The sequence below is a fragment of the Streptomyces scabiei 87.22 genome, assembly GCF_000091305.1.
Taxonomy (GTDB): domain Bacteria; phylum Actinomycetota; class Actinomycetes; order Streptomycetales; family Streptomycetaceae; genus Streptomyces; species Streptomyces scabiei.
The window spans coordinates 6491266-6506477 of record NC_013929.1 but is presented as its reverse complement, the minus strand read 5'-3'; the positions used below and the strand labels follow the sequence as shown (position 1 = coordinate 6506477).

The following is a 15212-nucleotide window of genomic DNA, read 5'->3' as shown; positions in this document are numbered from 1 at the left end:
GAACCATGATCGGGACCGTGTTCCGAAGTGACGACGTGCCCGCGGAGCACCGGTTCGACTACTGGCGGGAGTTGGTGCACCGGGCGATCGCGCCCAGCGACATCCACAGCGAGTTCGCGGGCGACTTCTGGGCGCAGCAGCGGCTGCTGGAACTGGGGCCGGTGCTCGTGTGGCCGACCGCGCACCTGCCGACGGGGTTCCGGCGTACCGAGAAGATGGTGCGGCAGTCCGACCCGGAGATGTACCACCTGTCGCTGGTGCTCGGCGGCGACTTCGGGCTGGAGCACGTGGGGCGGACCGAGATGTACGGCCCGAGTGATCTGTGGGTGACGGACACGTCCCGGGCGTACGACGTGCGCCCGTCGGACAGTCTGGGCCGCCAGGTGATCAGGGGGATCTGTGCGGACCTCCCCAAGACGCTGTTGCCCCTGCCGCCCGCCCGGATCACGCAGTTGCTGGGGCGGCGGCTGCCGGGGCGGCAGGGGGTGGGACCCCTGCTGACGGGGTTCCTCACCGGGCTGGAGCAGCAGGCCGAGTCCCTGCAGCCGGCCGACGCGCCCCGCCTCGGCACCGTGCTGATCGATCTGCTGGCCGCCTGGTTCGCCCAGGTGCTGGAGGTGGAGGACGCGCTGCCGCCGGAGACGCGCCAGCGGGCCCTGACGAAGCGGATACGGGCGTTCGTCCGGCAGAACCTGCACGACCCGGAGCTGAACCCGCGGGCGATCGCGGCGGCCCATCACATCTCGCTGAGCTATCTGCACCGGCTGTTCCAGGAGGACAGCCCCGGGGAAACGGTCGCTGCCTGGATCCGGGCCCAGCGCCTCGCCGGCGCCCACCGCGACCTGGCGGACCCCGCCCTCGCCGTCACCCCCATCCACACCATCGCCGGCCGCTGGGGGATGCCCCGCGCCTCCGACTTCACGCGGGCGTTCCGGGGGGCGTACGGGGTGTCGCCGACGGAGTACCGCGCGGAGGCGCTCCTCACGACAGCCCCGGGGGCCTCCCCCCATGGTGATCGCACGGGGGAACTGGGCGACAAAGAACCGGAACGGGCAACGAGACCGGCCTATGTCTCAGACCGTGCAGGCACCGGAGTGGACGCAGTGACAAGCAGCCGCAGGACTCAGCGATAACGACAACTGCGGCACTCGCCCCGCATTCTGGTCATTCCCGTACGCCGAGCGGACTCGTCCGTTCTCCGTCCGTCCCTTGATCCAGGAGATGCGCATGTCCCGTGCTCCGAAGGCAGCGCGAAGAATCGCCGCGGCGGTTCTCGCACTCGGTTCCGTCCTGCTCCTGTCCCCGTCTCCGGCTCAGGCCGCGGGGTGGGAGGAGCTGAAGAACGACAATTCCCGGAAGTGTCTGGCGATTCCCCACGGCAGCGGCAGCAGCACCGCCCGTCCGATCCAATGGACCTGCAGTGGCGACGCCGAACAGCAGTGGGAGCTGCGTCGCGTGACGGACGAGTGGTACCAGCTCGTCAACCGGGCCACCGGTGAGTGCCTCATCGGCGTTGACGCCGGCGCCAAGCCCACTCAGTTCACCTGTACCGAATCCCCGTGGCACCTCTGGAAGCGCGACAGCATCAACCGGCTGCACACCTACTCCACCAGCGCCGCCGAGGACAACTGCCTCGCCGTTCCCAACTCCAGCACCACCAACGGAGTCGAGGTGATCGTGTGGCCCTGCAGCTTGAACCACGACCAGCGTTGGCTCTGATCAGCCGCGTTCCCGCATCGTGAGCCGGCCAGGCGTGCGGCTGGTGCAGGGCCAGGTGTCTGGCGAGGCGGGCGCCCAGCGGTGTCGAGCCGAACCGCTGGGTGTACGCGTGCACGGTGGGTGGAGGCCGGGCGGGAGTCGGGGTGGACGCGCCGGCAACGCACCCGTGGACGCGTGACCGATGACGGCGGCGGAACGGCCGTGATCCAGTCGGACCGGCGGCGGTCCCTTGGCCCCGCAACGTCCGTCCCGGCCTGCGCCGGCCTTGATCGTCATCAGCAAGGAGCCCATGCTCCCGCCCCGTTTCTCCCGTACCGAGTGGTGGATCACCGCCGCCGTGGCCGGGGTCGCCCTGGCCGTGGCGATCACGTCGCTGGTCCCCGCGAGGAAGGACTGGTGGAAGGCCGTCCTGCCCATCCTGGGGGCGGCCGTCTTCGTGGGGCTGAGCGCTCCGCCCGAGGAGGCCGACGGGGATCCCATAGCCCTGCCGCTGTTCACCGCCACCGCGCTGGGCCTGGCGCTCACGCGGGTCGTCTTCGCCGGTCACATCAGGCGGCAGCAGGAGCGGGCGCGTTCGGGCCGACCGTGAGAGAGACTCACCACCAGGCAGACCGTGGTCTTCTTCCTCACCTTCACCGCGGTCGTGGCACTCATGGCCCGCTTTCTGTGAGAGACCGGGTCAGAGATCGATAGGAGACGCGCACCTTGGGCACTCTGTGGATCACCGCCGCCGTGGCCGGAGTCGCCCTCGCGACGGTGTTCGCGTCTCTGTTCCCCAGCACGCGCAGGGGCAAGTGGGAGGCGGTCCTGCTCGTCCTGGCCGTGGCGGCCTACGCGGCCCTGCGGGGTCTGCCCGAGGACGAGGACGGGGAGCCCCGCATGGCGCTGCTGCTGTTCATCGCCGTCGCGATCAACTTCGCGCTCAACTACGCCGCCTTCGCCCGATGGTCCAAGCGCCAGGACGAACTGATCCGCCTGGGCCGCCCCATCGAGAAACTGAAGGCCAGGCACTACGCGCTCATGACCCTCGCCCTCGCGGTGAGCATGGCCGTCGTGATCCCTCTGCGGTGAGCCGCCGCGCCGTCCCGCGTCTGCGACAGAGCGTTCTAATAGAAGTTTTGCTAGATTGGGTGTGTGAGTGAGCACACTTATGGACCAGGTGAGGGCCCGACCAAGTCCGTCTCGGTTTCCGTACATGAGGGCACCATCGCGGCCCTCCGTTCACGCGTCGGCAAGCGCGGCATCTCCGCCTACGTGGAGGCCGCGATCCAGCGGCAGATCGAGCGGGACCAGCTCGACGAACTCATCGCCGCGAACGAGGAGCTGCACGGCCCTCTCACCCAGGAGGAGATCGACGCGGCCGAGCGCGAGATGTTCGGCAGCGGCCGGGGCGACCGGGCGGTGGCGTGAGCGGCACCTGGGTGCTCGACAGTGAAGCCCTGTCCCTCTACCTGCGTGGCGACCGGGCCATGACCGCGAGGCTCGCCGTCGCGAGCAAACGGGACGTCAGGGTGATCACCAGCGCGGCCACGATCGTGGAGGCCGATCCCCAGGGGGCGCACACCGCCCGCCTCGCCTGGGCCCTCTCCCGGCTCGTCGTGGAGCCGGTCACCAAGGAGACCGCCAAAGAGGCCATCACCCGGATGAAGGACAGCGGCAGGACCGGCGGGCACAAGTACGCCCTGGACGCGATCGTCGCCGCCACCGCCCGCGCGGCGCAACCGCCGGTGACGGTCCTCACCTCTGACCTCGACGACCTCAAGCCGCTCTGCGGCAAGCAGGTCGAGGTCCGACAGGTCTGACCGGGCGGCGGACCGGAGCGTGGTGCCCCCGCCCGCCGCCCGGACGTCACGCCGCGTGTTCCACGAACCGCCGGGCCGTCTGCGCGAGCAGCGCACGGCCGTCGCCCGCCCACAGCTCGTCGTTGAACAGCTCGACCTCGATGGGGCCGGTGTAGCCCGCCGCCTCGACGTACGCCTTCCACTCGCGCATGTCGATCGCGCCGTCGCCGATCTGGCCCCGGCCGGTCAGGACGCCCTGGGGCAGCGGGGTGATCCAGTCGGCGAGCTGGAAGGTGTGGATGCGGCCGGTCGCGCCCGCGCGGGCGATCGCCGCCGGGGCCGTGTCGTCCCACCAGATGTGGTAGGTGTCCACGGTCACGCCGACCTGCTCCGCCGGGAAGCGCTCGGCGATGTCCAGCGCCTGGGAGAGCGTCGACACCACACAGCGGTCCGAGGCGAACATCGGGTGCAGCGGCTCAATGGCGAGACGGACGCCGTTCGCCGCCGCGTACGGGCCCAGTTCCGACAGGGCGTCGGCGATGCGCTCCCGTGCCCCGTGCAGGTCCTTCGAGCCGGACGGGAGACCGCCCGAGACCAGGACCAGGGTGTCGGTGCCGAGCGTCGCCGCCTCGTCGATCGCCTTGCGGTTGTCGGCCAGGGCCGCCGCACGCTCGGCCGGATCGATCGCCGTGAAGAAACCGCCCCGGCAGAGGGTCGTGACCGCGAGGCCCGCGTCGCGGACCAGCTTGGCGGTCGCCTCCAGGCCGTACTCCGCCACCGGCTCGCGCCACAGGCCCACGCCCGGGATGCCCAACTCGGTGCAGCCGTCGACCAGTTCGGGCAGCGACAGCTGCTTGACCGTCATCTGGTTGATGGAGAAGCGCTCAAGTCCGGTACCGGTACTCACTGGGCCACTCCGTACAGCGACAGCAGGTTCTTCATGCGGGTCTCCGCAAGCGCCGGGTCCGGGAACAGGCCCAGGCCGTCGGCGAGTTCGTAGGCGCGCGCGAAGTGCGGGAGGGAGCGGGCCGACTGGAGGCCGCCGACCATCGTGAAGTGCTCCTGGTGGCCGGCCAGCCAGGCCAGGAAGACGACACCCGTCTTGTAGAAGCGGGTGGGGGTCTGGAAGAGGTGGCGGGACAGCTCGACGGTCGGGTCCAGGAGGTCCCGGAAGCCCTGTACGTCGCCCGTGTCCAGGACGCGTACCGCCTCGGCCGCCAGCGGGCCCAGCGGGTCGAAGATGCCGAGCAGCGCGTGACTGAAGCCCTTCGCGTCGCCCGCGATCAGCTCGGGGTAGTTGAAGTCGTCGCCCGTGTAGCAGCGCACCCCCTGCGGGAGCCGGCGGCGGATGTCAATCTCCCGCTGGGCGTCCAGCAGGGAGACCTTGATGCCGTCGACCTTGTCGGGGTGGGCGGCGATCACGGCGAGGAAGGTCTCCGTGGCCGCGTCGAGGTCCGAGGAGCCCCAGTAGCCGTCCAGCGCCGGGTCGAACATGGGGCCGAGCCAGTGAAGGACGACCGGCTCGGCGGCCTGGCGGAGCAGGTGGCCGTAGATCTCCAGGTAGTCCTCGGGACCCGTCGCGGCGGCGGCCAGCGCGCGCGAGGCCATCAGGATCGCCTGGGCGCCCGACTCCTCGACGAGCGCCAGCTGCTCCTCGTACGCCTTGCGGATCTCCGGCAGGGAGGCGGGGCCGGTGAGCTGGTCGGTGCCGACGCCGCAGGCGATCCGGCCGCCGACGGCCTTCGCCTCGGCGGCGCTGCGGCGGATCAGCTCCGCCGCGCCCGCCCAGTCCAGGCCCATGCCGCGCTGCGCGGTGTCCATCGCCTCGGCGACGCCCAGGCCGTGCGACCACAGGTGGCGGCGGAAGGCGAGGGTGGCGTCCCAGTCGACGGCGGCGGGCGAGTCCGGGGAGACGTCCGCGTACGGGTCGGCGACGACGTGCGCCGCCGAGAAGACCGTACGGGAGGTGAGGGGAGTGCCGGGGGACACCGCCAGCGGCTCGGTGCGCGGGGTGTAGGCCCGCAACTGCCCTGCGGCCCCGGGGAGGTGGATCGTCACAGCTGGATCTCCGGTACGTCGAGACGGACACCCTCGGCCGAGGACTTCAGGCCCAGCTCGGCGAGCTGGACGCCGCGGGCGCCGGCCAGCAGGTCCCAGTGGTAGGGCGCGTCGGCGTAGACGTGCTTGAGGAACAGCTCCCACTGCGCCTTGAAGCCGTTGTCGAACTCGGCGTTGTCCGGCACCTCCTGCCACTGGTCGCGGAAGGAGTAGGTGGCGGGGATGTCGGGGTTCCACACCGGCTTGGGGGTGGCCGAGCGGTGCTGGACGCGGCAGTTGCGCAGACCGGCCACCGCCGAGCCCTCGGTGCCGTCGACCTGGAACTCGACCAGCTCGTCGCGGTTGACGCGGACGGCCCAGGAGGAGTTGATCTGGGCGATCGCGCCGCCGTCCAGCTCGAAGATGCCGTAGGCGGCGTCGTCGGCGGTGGCGTCGTAGGGCTTGTCCTGCTCGTCCCAGCGCTCGGGGATGTGGGTGGCGGTGAGGGCCTGGACGGACTTCACCCGGCCGAACAGCTCGTGCAGCACGTACTCCCAGTGCGGGAACATGTCGACGACGATGCCTCCGCCGTCCTCCGCGCGGTAGTTCCAGGAGGGGCGCTGGGCCTCCTGCCAGTCGCCCTCGAAGACCCAGTAGCCGAACTCGCCGCGGATGGAGAGGATGCGGCCGAAGAAGCCGCCGTCGATGAGGCGCTTGAGCTTCAGCAGGCCCGGCAGGAACAGCTTGTCCTGGACGACGCCGTGCTTGATGCCGACGGCGTTCGCGAGACGGGCCAGCTCCAGGGCGCCGTCGAGGCCGGTGGCGGTCGGCTTCTCGGTGTAGATGTGCTTGCCGGCGGCGATGGCCTTCCTGATCGCCTCCTCGCGGGCCGAGGTGACCTGGGCGTCGAAGTAGATCTCGACGGTCGGGTCGGCGAGGACGGCGTCCACGTCGGTGGAGACGTTCGCCGGGTCCAGGCCGTGCTGCTCGGCGAGCGCCTTCAGGGCGTGCTCGCGGCGGCCGACGAGGACCGGCTCCGGCCACAGGACGGTGCCGTCGCCGAGGTCGAGGCCGCCCTGCTCGCGGAGGGCGAGGATGGAGCGGACGAGGTGCTGGCGGTAGCCCATGCGTCCGGTCACGCCGTTCATGGCGATCCGTACGGTTCTGCGTGTCACGGCCGGTCCTTTCGTTGGTGTGCGTTCGTGTCTGCGTACGCGTCCGGCGCCGCGTACGCCCGACGAAAGGGTGAGCGTCACAGCAAGCGCTTTCTATCCAACTAGAAGCTAGCCTCTGAGCAGCGGTCCGGACAAGACCGCGAGGGGGTCGAGTTGTTCGAGGGGGCGAACGGCGATCGCGGCCGTAAGGTTCCCCGACAGCCCGAACATCACGCGCACCGGAGGACGAGCAACGATGACTGTGACCCTGGCGGACGTGGCGGCCCGTGCGCAGGTGTCGCCCGCGACCGTCTCCCGGGTGCTGAACGGCAACTACCCGGTGGCCGCGACCACGCGCGAGCGGGTGCTGAAGGCCGTGGACGAGCTGGACTACGTCCTCAACGGACCCGCCAGCGCGCTCGCCGCCGCCACCTCCGACCTGGTCGGCATCCTCGTGAACGACATCGCCGACCCCTTCTTCGGGATCATGGCCGCGGCCATCCAGTCCGAGATCGGCGGGCCCGGTGGGCGCGCGGGCGGGGAGCGGCTGGGTGTGGTGTGCAATACGGGCGGCTCCCCGGAGCGCGAATTGACGTACCTCACGCTGCTGCAGCGGCAGCGGGCCGCCGCCGTCGTGCTGACCGGCGGGGCCATCGAGGATCCGGCGCATCTGACCGCCGTCGGCAACAAGCTGCGCAAGCTGATGGAGGCCGGGACGCGGGTGGTGCTCTGCGGGCGGCCGCCCACGCCGGAGGCGATCGCGATCACCTTCGACAACCGGGGCGGCGGACAGCGGCTGACCGAGCATCTGATCGGACTGGGCCACCGGCGCCTCGGCTACATCGCCGGGCCGCAGGAGCGGACGACCACCCGGCACCGGCTGGAGGGCCACCGGGCGGCGCTGGCGGCGGCCGGCATCGAGGACGACCCCCGCTGGACGGTGTACGGGCGCTACGACCGGCTCTCCGGCTACGAGGCCACGCTGGAGCTGCTGCGACGGGACCCCTCCCTGACGGCCGTGCTCGCCGCCAACGACACCGTGGCCCTCGGCGCGTGCGCCGCCCTGCGCGACTCGGGCCTGCGCATCCCGGACGACGTCTCCGTGGCCGGCTTCGACGACCTCCCGTTCAGCATCGACGCGGTACCGGCTCTGACGACGGTACGGCTGCCGCTGTCGGAGGCGGGCGCCCGGGCGGGCCGCATCGCGATGGGCCGCGAGGAGCCGCCGCCCGGCGGGATCGCCACGGTGCGGGGGGAACTGATGGTGCGGGGGTCTACCGGGGGGCCTCGGGGGGACTGAACCGAGTTCCGGCCTCTCCGGATTCGGGGCGGTGGGGGTGGCCGACGCGCCCGAGTCAGGCGCCCCGCCGGCGGAGGTTCGGGTCCGCGCGGGACCGGGAGGCGTCGGGGATCAGTTTCCGGTTCCGCGCAGCCGCTGGGTGACGGCCGCTACCGATGCCAGCGCGCCGAGTGCGACGCCTCCGAAGACGGCCGGATTCACCAGATTCGGGGCCGTGGGGGTGGCGGGCGCGTGCGAGTCCGGCGCCCCCGGCCGAGGTTCGGGTCCGGTCGGGGCTCGGGTCCGCGCGGGGCCTGGAGGGCGTCGGGGATCAGGTTCCGGTTCCGCGCAGCCGCTGGGTGACGGCCGCTACCGATGCCAGCGTGCCGAGCGCGATGCCTCCGAAGACGGCCGGATTCACCCAGGCCGGCACCAGTTCGGTGCCCGCTCCCTCGTCCGTGACGCACTGCACGCTCACCGGCAGGGTCATGCGCGTCACCACGTACTCCCCGGGGGCGCCTTCGGCCGCGCACATCTGGTCGGGGTCGAGGACGTAGAAGCCCGACGTCGCACCGACCGCGTACGCGCCGAGCGCGACCGCGCCGGCCATGACCGCGACCAGCGCGCACGAACCGGCATTCGGCAGGCGACGCCCGCTGCCCGCCTCCCGGCGATGCGCGCGGGCCGCGAGAGCCAGGGACGTGGCCGCGACCACCAACGGGGCCAGGAACGGTGCGAGGACCAGGGCCAGAAACAGTAAGGACTCCACGCTGGAGCAGACTGCGCCGGTCAGCCCGTGGTTCCGCGGCGCGGCATCCGGCATCCGGCATCCGGCATCCGGCATCCGGCATCCGGCATCCGGGGAAGCGTGGTCCGTCCGACGGGCAGGCATCGGTGCTCCCTCCCACGGGCCGCCCTTACGGAACGTGACGGTTCGGCGCGCGTCCGTCACCGTCCCGACCTACGTTGGGTGTGCGAGGCATCGCCTCAACCCCTCCCCCCACCCACGAAGGAGAAGATCATGGCCGCCAAGGACAAGGGCAGCATGGACAAGCTCAAGGGCAAGGCCAAGGAGATGTCCGGGAAGGTCACCGGGAACCACGAGCAGCAGGTCGAGGGCAAGATGCAGCAGGCGCGCGGTGAGGCCAAGAAGATGAAGGGCAAGGTCGAGGAGCGCGCGCAGGCGACGCGGCGCCCGGCGCAGCGCGACGGCGTGTGACGGCACGCGGCGCGCGGGCGGACCGCCGCCGACCGGCGGTCCGCGGTCCGCGCGGCCGGTTCCGCTGACGAGGGGGCTCCCCTGACGGGAGCCCCCTCGTCATGTCCGCCTCCCGGGCCCGCGGCCAACGGGACGCACAGGTGCAAACTCACGCATCACGGGTACCCGGCGGCCATGAGGACCCGGGTGGCAGGACCGACCCTGCCGGAGAGCAGAGGACGTATCTCGGCCGCGGTGACGGCGTTCCTGCGGGGCGAGGGCCCCCCGCCGGACAGCCGGGCGATCGCCGGGGCCGACCCCTTCGGCGACGATCTCCAGCTCGCCCTCTACCTCTGCTACGAACTGCACTACCGGGGCTTCGCCGGCGTCGACGCCGGCCTCGAATGGGACCCGGAGCTGCTGCGCTGTCGGGCCGCGCTGGAATGGCCGTTCCTGGAGTCGCTGCGCGACCGGGCGACCCGGCACGTGAGCGCCGGGGAGGCGCTGGACGACCTGCTCGTGGAACCGGCCGCCGACGACGAGGGCGGCGGTGGCGTCAGCGGCTTCCTCCAGGACCACGGCGAGCTGTGGCAGGTGCGCGAGTACGCGGCGCAGCGCTCGCTGTACCACCTGAAGGAGGCCGACCCGCACGCCTGGGTGCTGCCCCGGCTGTGGGGGCGGGCGAAGGCGGGGATGGCCGCCGTGGAGTTCGACGAGTTCGGCGGGGGCCGGGCCGAACGGGTGCACGCGCGTCTCTTCGCCGACCTGATGACCGACCTCGGCCTCGACCCGGAGTACGGCCGCTATGTGGACGCGGCAGGCGCCGAAGCGCTCGCCCCGGTCAACCTGATGTCCCTGTTCGGCCTGCACCGCGCCCTGCGCGGCGCCCTCGTCGGGCACTTCGCGACGGTCGAGATCACGTCCTCCCCCGGCTCCCGGCGGCTCGCCCGTGCCATGCGGCGCACCGGGGCGGGCCCCGCAGCCGAACACTTCTACGACGAACACGTGGAGGCCGACGCCGTGCACGAGCAGGTCGTCCGACGCGAGGTCGTCGCCGGGCTGCTGGAGGAGGAACCGCAGCTGGACGCCGACGTGGCCTTCGGTGTCGACGCCACCAACCATCTGGAGGACATCCTCGCCGACCGTCTCCTCGGAGCGTGGCGGGCGGGCCGCTCGTCCCTGCGCGCGCCGGCCTGACACCCGCCGTCCGCCCACCGGCCCATCAGCCCGTCCGCCCTCCCGACGACCCCCACATGCCAGGAGGCCCATTCCCGTGAACCCCCTCTCCCTCCCCGTGTCCCTGCCCGGCGTCTACGCCCCGCAGGACGACACCGAACTCCTGGTCCACGCCCTGGGGCGCGAACCTCTCGCCCCGCGGGCCCGTGTGCTGGACGTCGGTACGGGGACGGGAGCCGTCGCGCTGGCGGCGGCGCGGCGCGGCGCGGACGTCACGGCGGTCGACATCTCCCGGCGGGCCGTGCTCAACACCCGGGTCAACGCCCTGCTGGCGCGGCTGCCGGTGACCGTCGTCCGAGGAGACCTGCTGGGGCCCGTGGCCGAGCGGTCCTTCGATCTCATCCTGTCCAATCCGCCGTACGTGCCGGGCCCGGCACAGGCGCGGCGGCGCGGGCCCGGTCCGGGGCCGGGCGCGGCGCCCAGACCCGACAGGCCCGGCCACGCGCGGGGCGCCGCGCGGGCCTGGCACGGCGGCTGGGACGGCCGGCTCCTGCTGGACCGGATCTGCCGGGACTCGCCGGGGCTGCTGCGGCCCGGCGGCGTGCTGCTGCTGGTCCACTCGGCGCTGAGCGACGCGGACCGGACGCTGACGCAGTTGCGGACGGCGGGGCTGCGGGCCGGTGTCGTGGAGCACCGCCGGGTCGCGTTCGGGCCCGTCCTGCGGGAACGGCGCGACTGGCTGCGCCGCCGCGGACTGCTGGGGGCCGAGGGCCGTGCAGACAGTGCCGGTGCCAGTGACTGTGACGCTGCCGGTGCCGGTGCCGGTGCCGGCGACGAGAAGGAAGAGCTGGTGGTCATCCGTGCCGAACGTCCCCGCTGAACGCCGCCGCGTCAGCCTGCAACGCCCCGGCCCGCTGCTGGTCGAGGGGCCGGTCGAGGTCGCCCTGGACGACGGTACGACCGTGTCGTCGGACCGTTTCTGCGTGGCCCTGTGCACCTGCCGCCGCAGCCGGATCTACCCGTGGTGCGACACCAGCCACCGCCGCCGCGCCCCGTCACAGCCGCCGCCCTCCTGAAAGGACCCCACACCATGCAGCCCGAGGAGCACACACGGCCGGAACAGCGGTCGTACTGGATCGAGAGCGCGCCGCACGAGGGCGAACACCCGGCGCCGGACGGGGACCTGGTCGTCGACGTGGCCGTGGTCGGCGCGGGCATCGCGGGGATCAGCACCGCCTGGGAGCTGGCGCGGCGCGGGCGGCGGGTGGCGCTGCTGGAGGCGGACCGGGTCGCGGCGGGCGTCACCGGGCACACCACGGCCAAGGTGACGGCGTTGCACACGCTGGTCTACGACCGGCTGCGGCGGACCCGGGGCGCCGAGGCGGCCGCGCTGTACGCACAGTCGCAGAGCGAGGCGATCCGGCATGCCGCCGCGGTGGTGGAGGAACTGGGCATCGCGTGCGACTGGGAGGACGCGGCGGCCTACACCTACGCCGAGGACGAGGGGCGCGTGGCGGAGCTGCGGGCCGAGGCGGAGGCGGCCCGGGAGGCCGGGCTGCCCGCCGAGTTCGTGACGGAGACGGGGCTGCCCTTCCCGGTCGCGGGGGCGGTGCGGGTGGCGGACCAGGCGCAGTTCCATCCCCGCAGGTACCTGCTGGCGCTGGTCGGGGACCTGGTGCGGCTGGGCGCGTCGGTCCACGAGCGGACGCGCGTGACACGGCTCAAGGAGGGCTCGCCGTGCCGGCTGACCACCGACGCGGGGTACACCGTGACCGCCGAGGACGTCGTGGTCGCCACGCACTACCCCGTCTTCGACCGCGCGTTGCTGTTCACCCGGCTCTCCCCGCGCCGCGAACTCGTGCTCGCCGCGCCGGTGCCCGCCGACGCGGACCCGCACGGCATGTACATCACCCAGGAGCAGCGCACCCGCTCCGCGCGGACCGCCCCGTACGGGGACGGACAGCGGCTGCTGATCGTCACCGGGGAGCACTTCACGCCGGGTACGGCCGGTGTGGAGGAGCGGTTCGAACTCCTCGCGGAGTGGGCGGTCGAGCGGTTCGGGCCGCTCGGCTTCACCCACCGCTGGGCGACGCAGGACAACGACTCCACCGACTCCGTGCCGCTCGTCGGCCCCTTCCACGCGGGCAGTCGGCACACCTGGGTGGCGACCGGGTTCGGCGGCTGGGGCATGAGCGGCGGCATCATGGCCGGGCGGCTGCTGGCCGAGTCGATCACCGGGCACAAGTCCGCGTGGAGCGACCTGTACGACCCGCGCCGGGTGCTCAGCGCAGTGCGGGAGGCGCCGAGCTTCCTCAAGCACCAGGCGCAGGTGGCCCGGCACTTCGTCGGCGACCGGATCAGCCCGCCCGGGAACGCCTCCGTGGACGCCATCGCCCCGGGGGACGGCGCGGTCGTCCGCGTCGGCGCCCACCACCACGCGGTCCACCGGGACGAGGACGGCTCGCTGCACGCCGTCTCCGCCCGCTGCACCCACATGGGCTGTCTGGTCGGCTTCAACCGCGCCGAACGGACCTGGGAGTGCCCCTGCCACGGCTCCCGCTTCGACGTCGAGGGCCGGATCGTCCAGGGGCCCGCGACGAAGCCGCTGGAACGGCGGGACATCTGATGCGCCGGTGCGAAGGCCGCCTGCCACGCCGGGCGGGGTGCCGCACGGCGCCGGACGGCGTGTACGGTCCGAAGGCATGAAACTCGCGTTCTCCACCCTCGGTGTCCCCGGTCTCCCCGTCGCCGACGTCGTACGGCTCGCCGTCGCGCACGGCTATCACGGCGTCGAGTTGCGCGCCCATCCCGAGGAGCCGGTGCACCCGGGGATCGGGGCCGGCGAACGCGCCGAGGTGGCCGCCGAGTTCAAGGCGGCCGGGGTGGAGATCCTGGGACTCGCCGGGTACGCGCGGGTCGCCGCGCCGGGCGAGGACGGTCCCGTACTGGACGAGATCCGCGGCCTCCTGGACCTGGCCCGGGACCTGGGCGCCCCCTTCGTCCGCGTCTTCCCCGGCGCCGACCCGGACAGTGGCCAGAGCCCGGACGAGGCCGACGCGATCGCGGCGCGGCGGCTCGGCACGGCGGCGGAGGACGCGGCCGACCGGGGCGTACGGGTCCTGCTGGAGACCCATGACTCGCACCGCACCGGCGCCGACGCGATCCGGGTGCTCGGTCCGGTCGGCCACGGCAGTGTCGGCTCCCTCTGGGACGTGATGCACACCTGGCTCGGCGGCGAACAGCCCGCCGAGTCCTACGCCGCCCTCTCCCCCTTCCTCGGCTACGTCCAGGTCAAGGACATCGCCTCCCCCGAGGACACCACCCCGCTCCCGCTCGGCGCGGGCGTCCTGCCGCTCGGCGAGTGCGTCGAGCTGCTGTCCCGCAAGGACTGGGACGGGTGGCTGTGCTGGGAGTACGAGAAGCGGTGGTACGAGGAGGCCGCGCCGCTGCCGGAGCTGCTGGCGGCGGGCCGGGAACACCTCGGACGGCTCCTCAACGACGCCGCGTAGAGCACGGGCCTGAGCTTGAAACGTCAAGCTCAGGCCCCTCTTCTTGCATGCGGCCGGCACGCGGCTTGTATGCGGCTTGTATGCGGCGCGGATTTTGACCGCGAATCAGTATCGACTCGCCCAAAGCCGATCACGCGCCGAACAAGCACCGACCAAGTACCGACAGTAACTCTGGGAAAACGGAGCGCTGCGGCCCGTCCTTACAGCAGACTTACCTCCCGCGACAGCCAGGCACAACTGGCCATGTATCGGGGGGATTTGGCATATGCAAGGCACGGTCGACGGTTTCAGCTACGGCGCGGTCACCCCGGTGGCCGCCTATGTCATGGCCTGCCTGGGCGCGGCGCTCGGCCTGCGCTGCGTCGTACGGTCGGTCTACAACGAGCAGTCCTGGAAGCCCGGCTGGCTGGCCCTCGGGGCCGCCTCGATCGGCTGCGGCATCTGGACCATGCACTTCATCGCGATGATCGGCTTCCGGGTCAAGGAGAGCGAGATCCACTACGACGTCGGGCTGACCGTGCTCAGCCTGGTCGTGGCCGTCACCGTCGTCGGTGTCGGGGTCTTCGCCGTGGGCTACCGCGGGGTCAGCACGGCCTCCCTGTGCGCCGCGGGAGGCGTCACGGGCCTCGGGGTGGCCGCCATGCACTACCTGGGCATGGCCGCCATCCAGCTGAACGGGTACATCCGCTACGACCTCGCCGTCGTCGCCCTCTCCATCGGCATCGCCATCGCCGCCGCGACCGCCGCGCTCTGGGCGGCCGTGTCGATCCGGGGCTTCCTGACCAGCCTGGGCGCCAGCCTGGTGATGGGGGTCGCCGTCTCCGGGATGCACTACACGGGCATGGCGGCGGTGGGGGTCCATCTGCACGGCACGGCCCCCGGCACGTTCACCGGCGAGTCGCCCACGTCGATCCTGCTGCCCATGCTCATCGGGCCGGTGATCTTCCTGCTGCTCGCGGGGGTGGTCGTGATGTTCGACCCGATGCTGGTGCTCGGCGAGGGCGACTGGGACCGGTCCGCCGTGCGCGGGCGGCGGCGGGAGCCCGAGGCCCCGCGACAGCCCTGGCGGGCCGACCGGCCCGACGTCCCGCTGCAACACCCCGACGACGACGCCGGCCCCTCCCTCTTCACTCCCCGCCCCCGCCGCCCCGATGCCCGGGCACGACAGGCGGGGGACCGCGCCCAGCAGTGGTGACGGGTGCGTGTTCGGGTGCGGGTGCGTGGGGCCGGTCTTTCAGGGGCGCGGGGAACTGCGCGAGAAGCCCCACCGAACCCGCACACGAACACGCACCCCGACCCACCCCCACTCCTTGACCGGAAGAAACTTTCCGGATAATCGTGGCACTCTGGAAGTTTTCT

General features: G+C 72.4%; 18 protein-coding genes and 1 pseudogene. 14 read left to right on the top strand and 5 right to left on the bottom strand.

Features of this window, described 5'->3' with window-relative positions; translation table 11 throughout:
- The first annotated feature begins 5 nt into the window (after positions 1-5).
- Both SCAB_RS27915 and SCAB_RS27910 read left to right on the top strand, forming a co-directional pair.
- Positions 6-1133: an AraC family transcriptional regulator gene (locus SCAB_RS27915; RefSeq protein ID WP_013003435.1), complete on the top strand. Its 1128-nt coding sequence runs from the start codon at positions 6-8 to the stop codon at positions 1131-1133.
- A 94-nt stretch (positions 1134-1227) separates the two neighbouring features.
- Positions 1228-1719 carry an RICIN domain-containing protein gene (locus SCAB_RS27910; RefSeq protein ID WP_037729568.1) on the top strand — a complete coding sequence of 164 codons (492 nt, stop codon included), beginning with the start codon at positions 1228-1230 and terminating at the stop codon, positions 1717-1719.
- Between the two features lie 28 nt (positions 1720-1747).
- Here SCAB_RS27910 and SCAB_RS48685 read toward each other — a convergent pair.
- Positions 1748-1834: pseudogene (locus SCAB_RS48685) on the bottom strand (ATP-binding protein); the annotation flags it as partial.
- 174 nt (positions 1835-2008) lie between these two features.
- Here SCAB_RS48685 and SCAB_RS27905 point away from each other — a divergent pair.
- The 4 genes from SCAB_RS27905 to SCAB_RS27890 all read left to right on the top strand — a co-directional run bounded on the left by SCAB_RS27905 (position 2009) and on the right by SCAB_RS27890 (position 3521).
- Positions 2009-2308: a hypothetical protein gene (locus SCAB_RS27905; protein ID WP_231885138.1), complete on the top strand. Its 300-nt coding sequence runs from the start codon at positions 2009-2011 to the stop codon at positions 2306-2308.
- 116 nt (positions 2309-2424) lie between these two features.
- On the top strand, positions 2425-2790 hold the full coding sequence (locus tag SCAB_RS27900) for a hypothetical protein (protein ID WP_013003432.1): 366 nt from the start codon (positions 2425-2427) through the stop codon (positions 2788-2790).
- Positions 2791-2853: 63 nt separating this feature from the next.
- Positions 2854-3129, top strand: coding sequence for a hypothetical protein (locus SCAB_RS27895; protein ID WP_013003431.1), 276 nt, complete (start codon positions 2854-2856; stop codon positions 3127-3129).
- The gene (locus SCAB_RS27890; protein ID WP_013003430.1) at positions 3126-3521 is read left to right on the top strand and encodes a hypothetical protein; all 396 of its coding nucleotides are present in this window, start codon (positions 3126-3128) and stop codon (positions 3519-3521) included. The genes SCAB_RS27895 and SCAB_RS27890 overlap by 4 nt, the downstream gene beginning before the upstream one ends.
- Before the next feature lie 46 nt (positions 3522-3567).
- Here SCAB_RS27890 and SCAB_RS27885 read toward each other — a convergent pair whose 3' ends face one another.
- The 3 genes from SCAB_RS27885 to SCAB_RS27875 are packed head-to-tail and all read right to left on the bottom strand — an operon-like array spanning position 3568 to position 6712.
- Entirely contained in the window at positions 3568-4365 is a 798-nt protein-coding gene (locus tag SCAB_RS27885; RefSeq protein ID WP_173403013.1) for a sugar phosphate isomerase/epimerase family protein, read from the bottom strand.
- Positions 4366-4403: 38 nt separating this feature from the next.
- Complete coding sequence (locus tag SCAB_RS27880; protein ID WP_013003428.1) at positions 4404-5558, bottom strand: dihydrodipicolinate synthase family protein; 1155 nt, start codon at positions 5556-5558, stop codon at positions 4404-4406.
- Positions 5555-6712, bottom strand: coding sequence for a Gfo/Idh/MocA family protein (locus tag SCAB_RS27875; protein ID WP_013003427.1), 1158 nt, complete (start codon positions 6710-6712; stop codon positions 5555-5557). Before SCAB_RS27875 ends, SCAB_RS27880 begins: the two co-directional genes overlap by 4 nt.
- A 235-nt stretch (positions 6713-6947) precedes the next feature.
- Here SCAB_RS27875 and SCAB_RS27870 point away from each other — a divergent pair, with 235 nt between their 5' ends.
- Entirely contained in the window at positions 6948-7991 is a 1044-nt protein-coding gene (locus SCAB_RS27870; RefSeq protein WP_037729564.1) for a LacI family DNA-binding transcriptional regulator, read from the top strand.
- 310 nt (positions 7992-8301) lie between these two features.
- On the opposite strand, the gene SCAB_RS27865 is transcribed toward SCAB_RS27870, so the two are convergent.
- On the bottom strand, positions 8302-8739 hold the full coding sequence (locus SCAB_RS27865; RefSeq protein WP_173402913.1) for a hypothetical protein: 438 nt from the start codon (positions 8737-8739) through the stop codon (positions 8302-8304).
- 252 nt (positions 8740-8991) lie between these two features.
- Here SCAB_RS27865 and SCAB_RS27860 point away from each other — a divergent pair, with 252 nt between their 5' ends.
- From SCAB_RS27860 to SCAB_RS27830, 7 genes are all read left to right on the top strand, one after another.
- Complete coding sequence (locus SCAB_RS27860) at positions 8992-9189, top strand: CsbD family protein (RefSeq protein WP_037729563.1); 198 nt, start codon at positions 8992-8994, stop codon at positions 9187-9189.
- Positions 9190-9363: 174 nt separating this feature from the next.
- Positions 9364-10365 carry an iron-containing redox enzyme family protein gene (locus SCAB_RS27855; RefSeq protein WP_037729562.1) on the top strand — a complete coding sequence of 334 codons (1002 nt, stop codon included), beginning with the start codon at positions 9364-9366 and terminating at the stop codon, positions 10363-10365.
- 76 nt (positions 10366-10441) lie between these two features.
- The gene (locus tag SCAB_RS27850) at positions 10442-11224 is read left to right on the top strand and encodes a methyltransferase (RefSeq protein ID WP_013003422.1); all 783 of its coding nucleotides are present in this window, start codon (positions 10442-10444) and stop codon (positions 11222-11224) included.
- A complete protein-coding gene (locus SCAB_RS27845; protein WP_013003421.1) occupies positions 11205-11420 on the top strand; it encodes a CDGSH iron-sulfur domain-containing protein in 216 nt (71 codons plus the stop codon). The genes SCAB_RS27850 and SCAB_RS27845 overlap by 20 nt, the downstream gene beginning before the upstream one ends.
- Positions 11421-11434: 14 nt before the next feature.
- Positions 11435-12970, top strand: coding sequence for an FAD-dependent oxidoreductase (locus tag SCAB_RS27840; protein WP_013003420.1), 1536 nt, complete (start codon positions 11435-11437; stop codon positions 12968-12970).
- Positions 12971-13046: 76 nt separating this feature from the next.
- Positions 13047-13853 (top strand): sugar phosphate isomerase/epimerase family protein, encoded by an 807-nt coding sequence (locus SCAB_RS27835; protein WP_013003419.1) that lies wholly within the window; start codon positions 13047-13049, stop codon positions 13851-13853.
- 265 nt (positions 13854-14118) lie between these two features.
- Complete coding sequence (locus tag SCAB_RS27830; protein WP_013003418.1) at positions 14119-15048, top strand: MHYT domain-containing protein; 930 nt, start codon at positions 14119-14121, stop codon at positions 15046-15048.
- Positions 15049-15212: the final 164 nt, after the last annotated feature.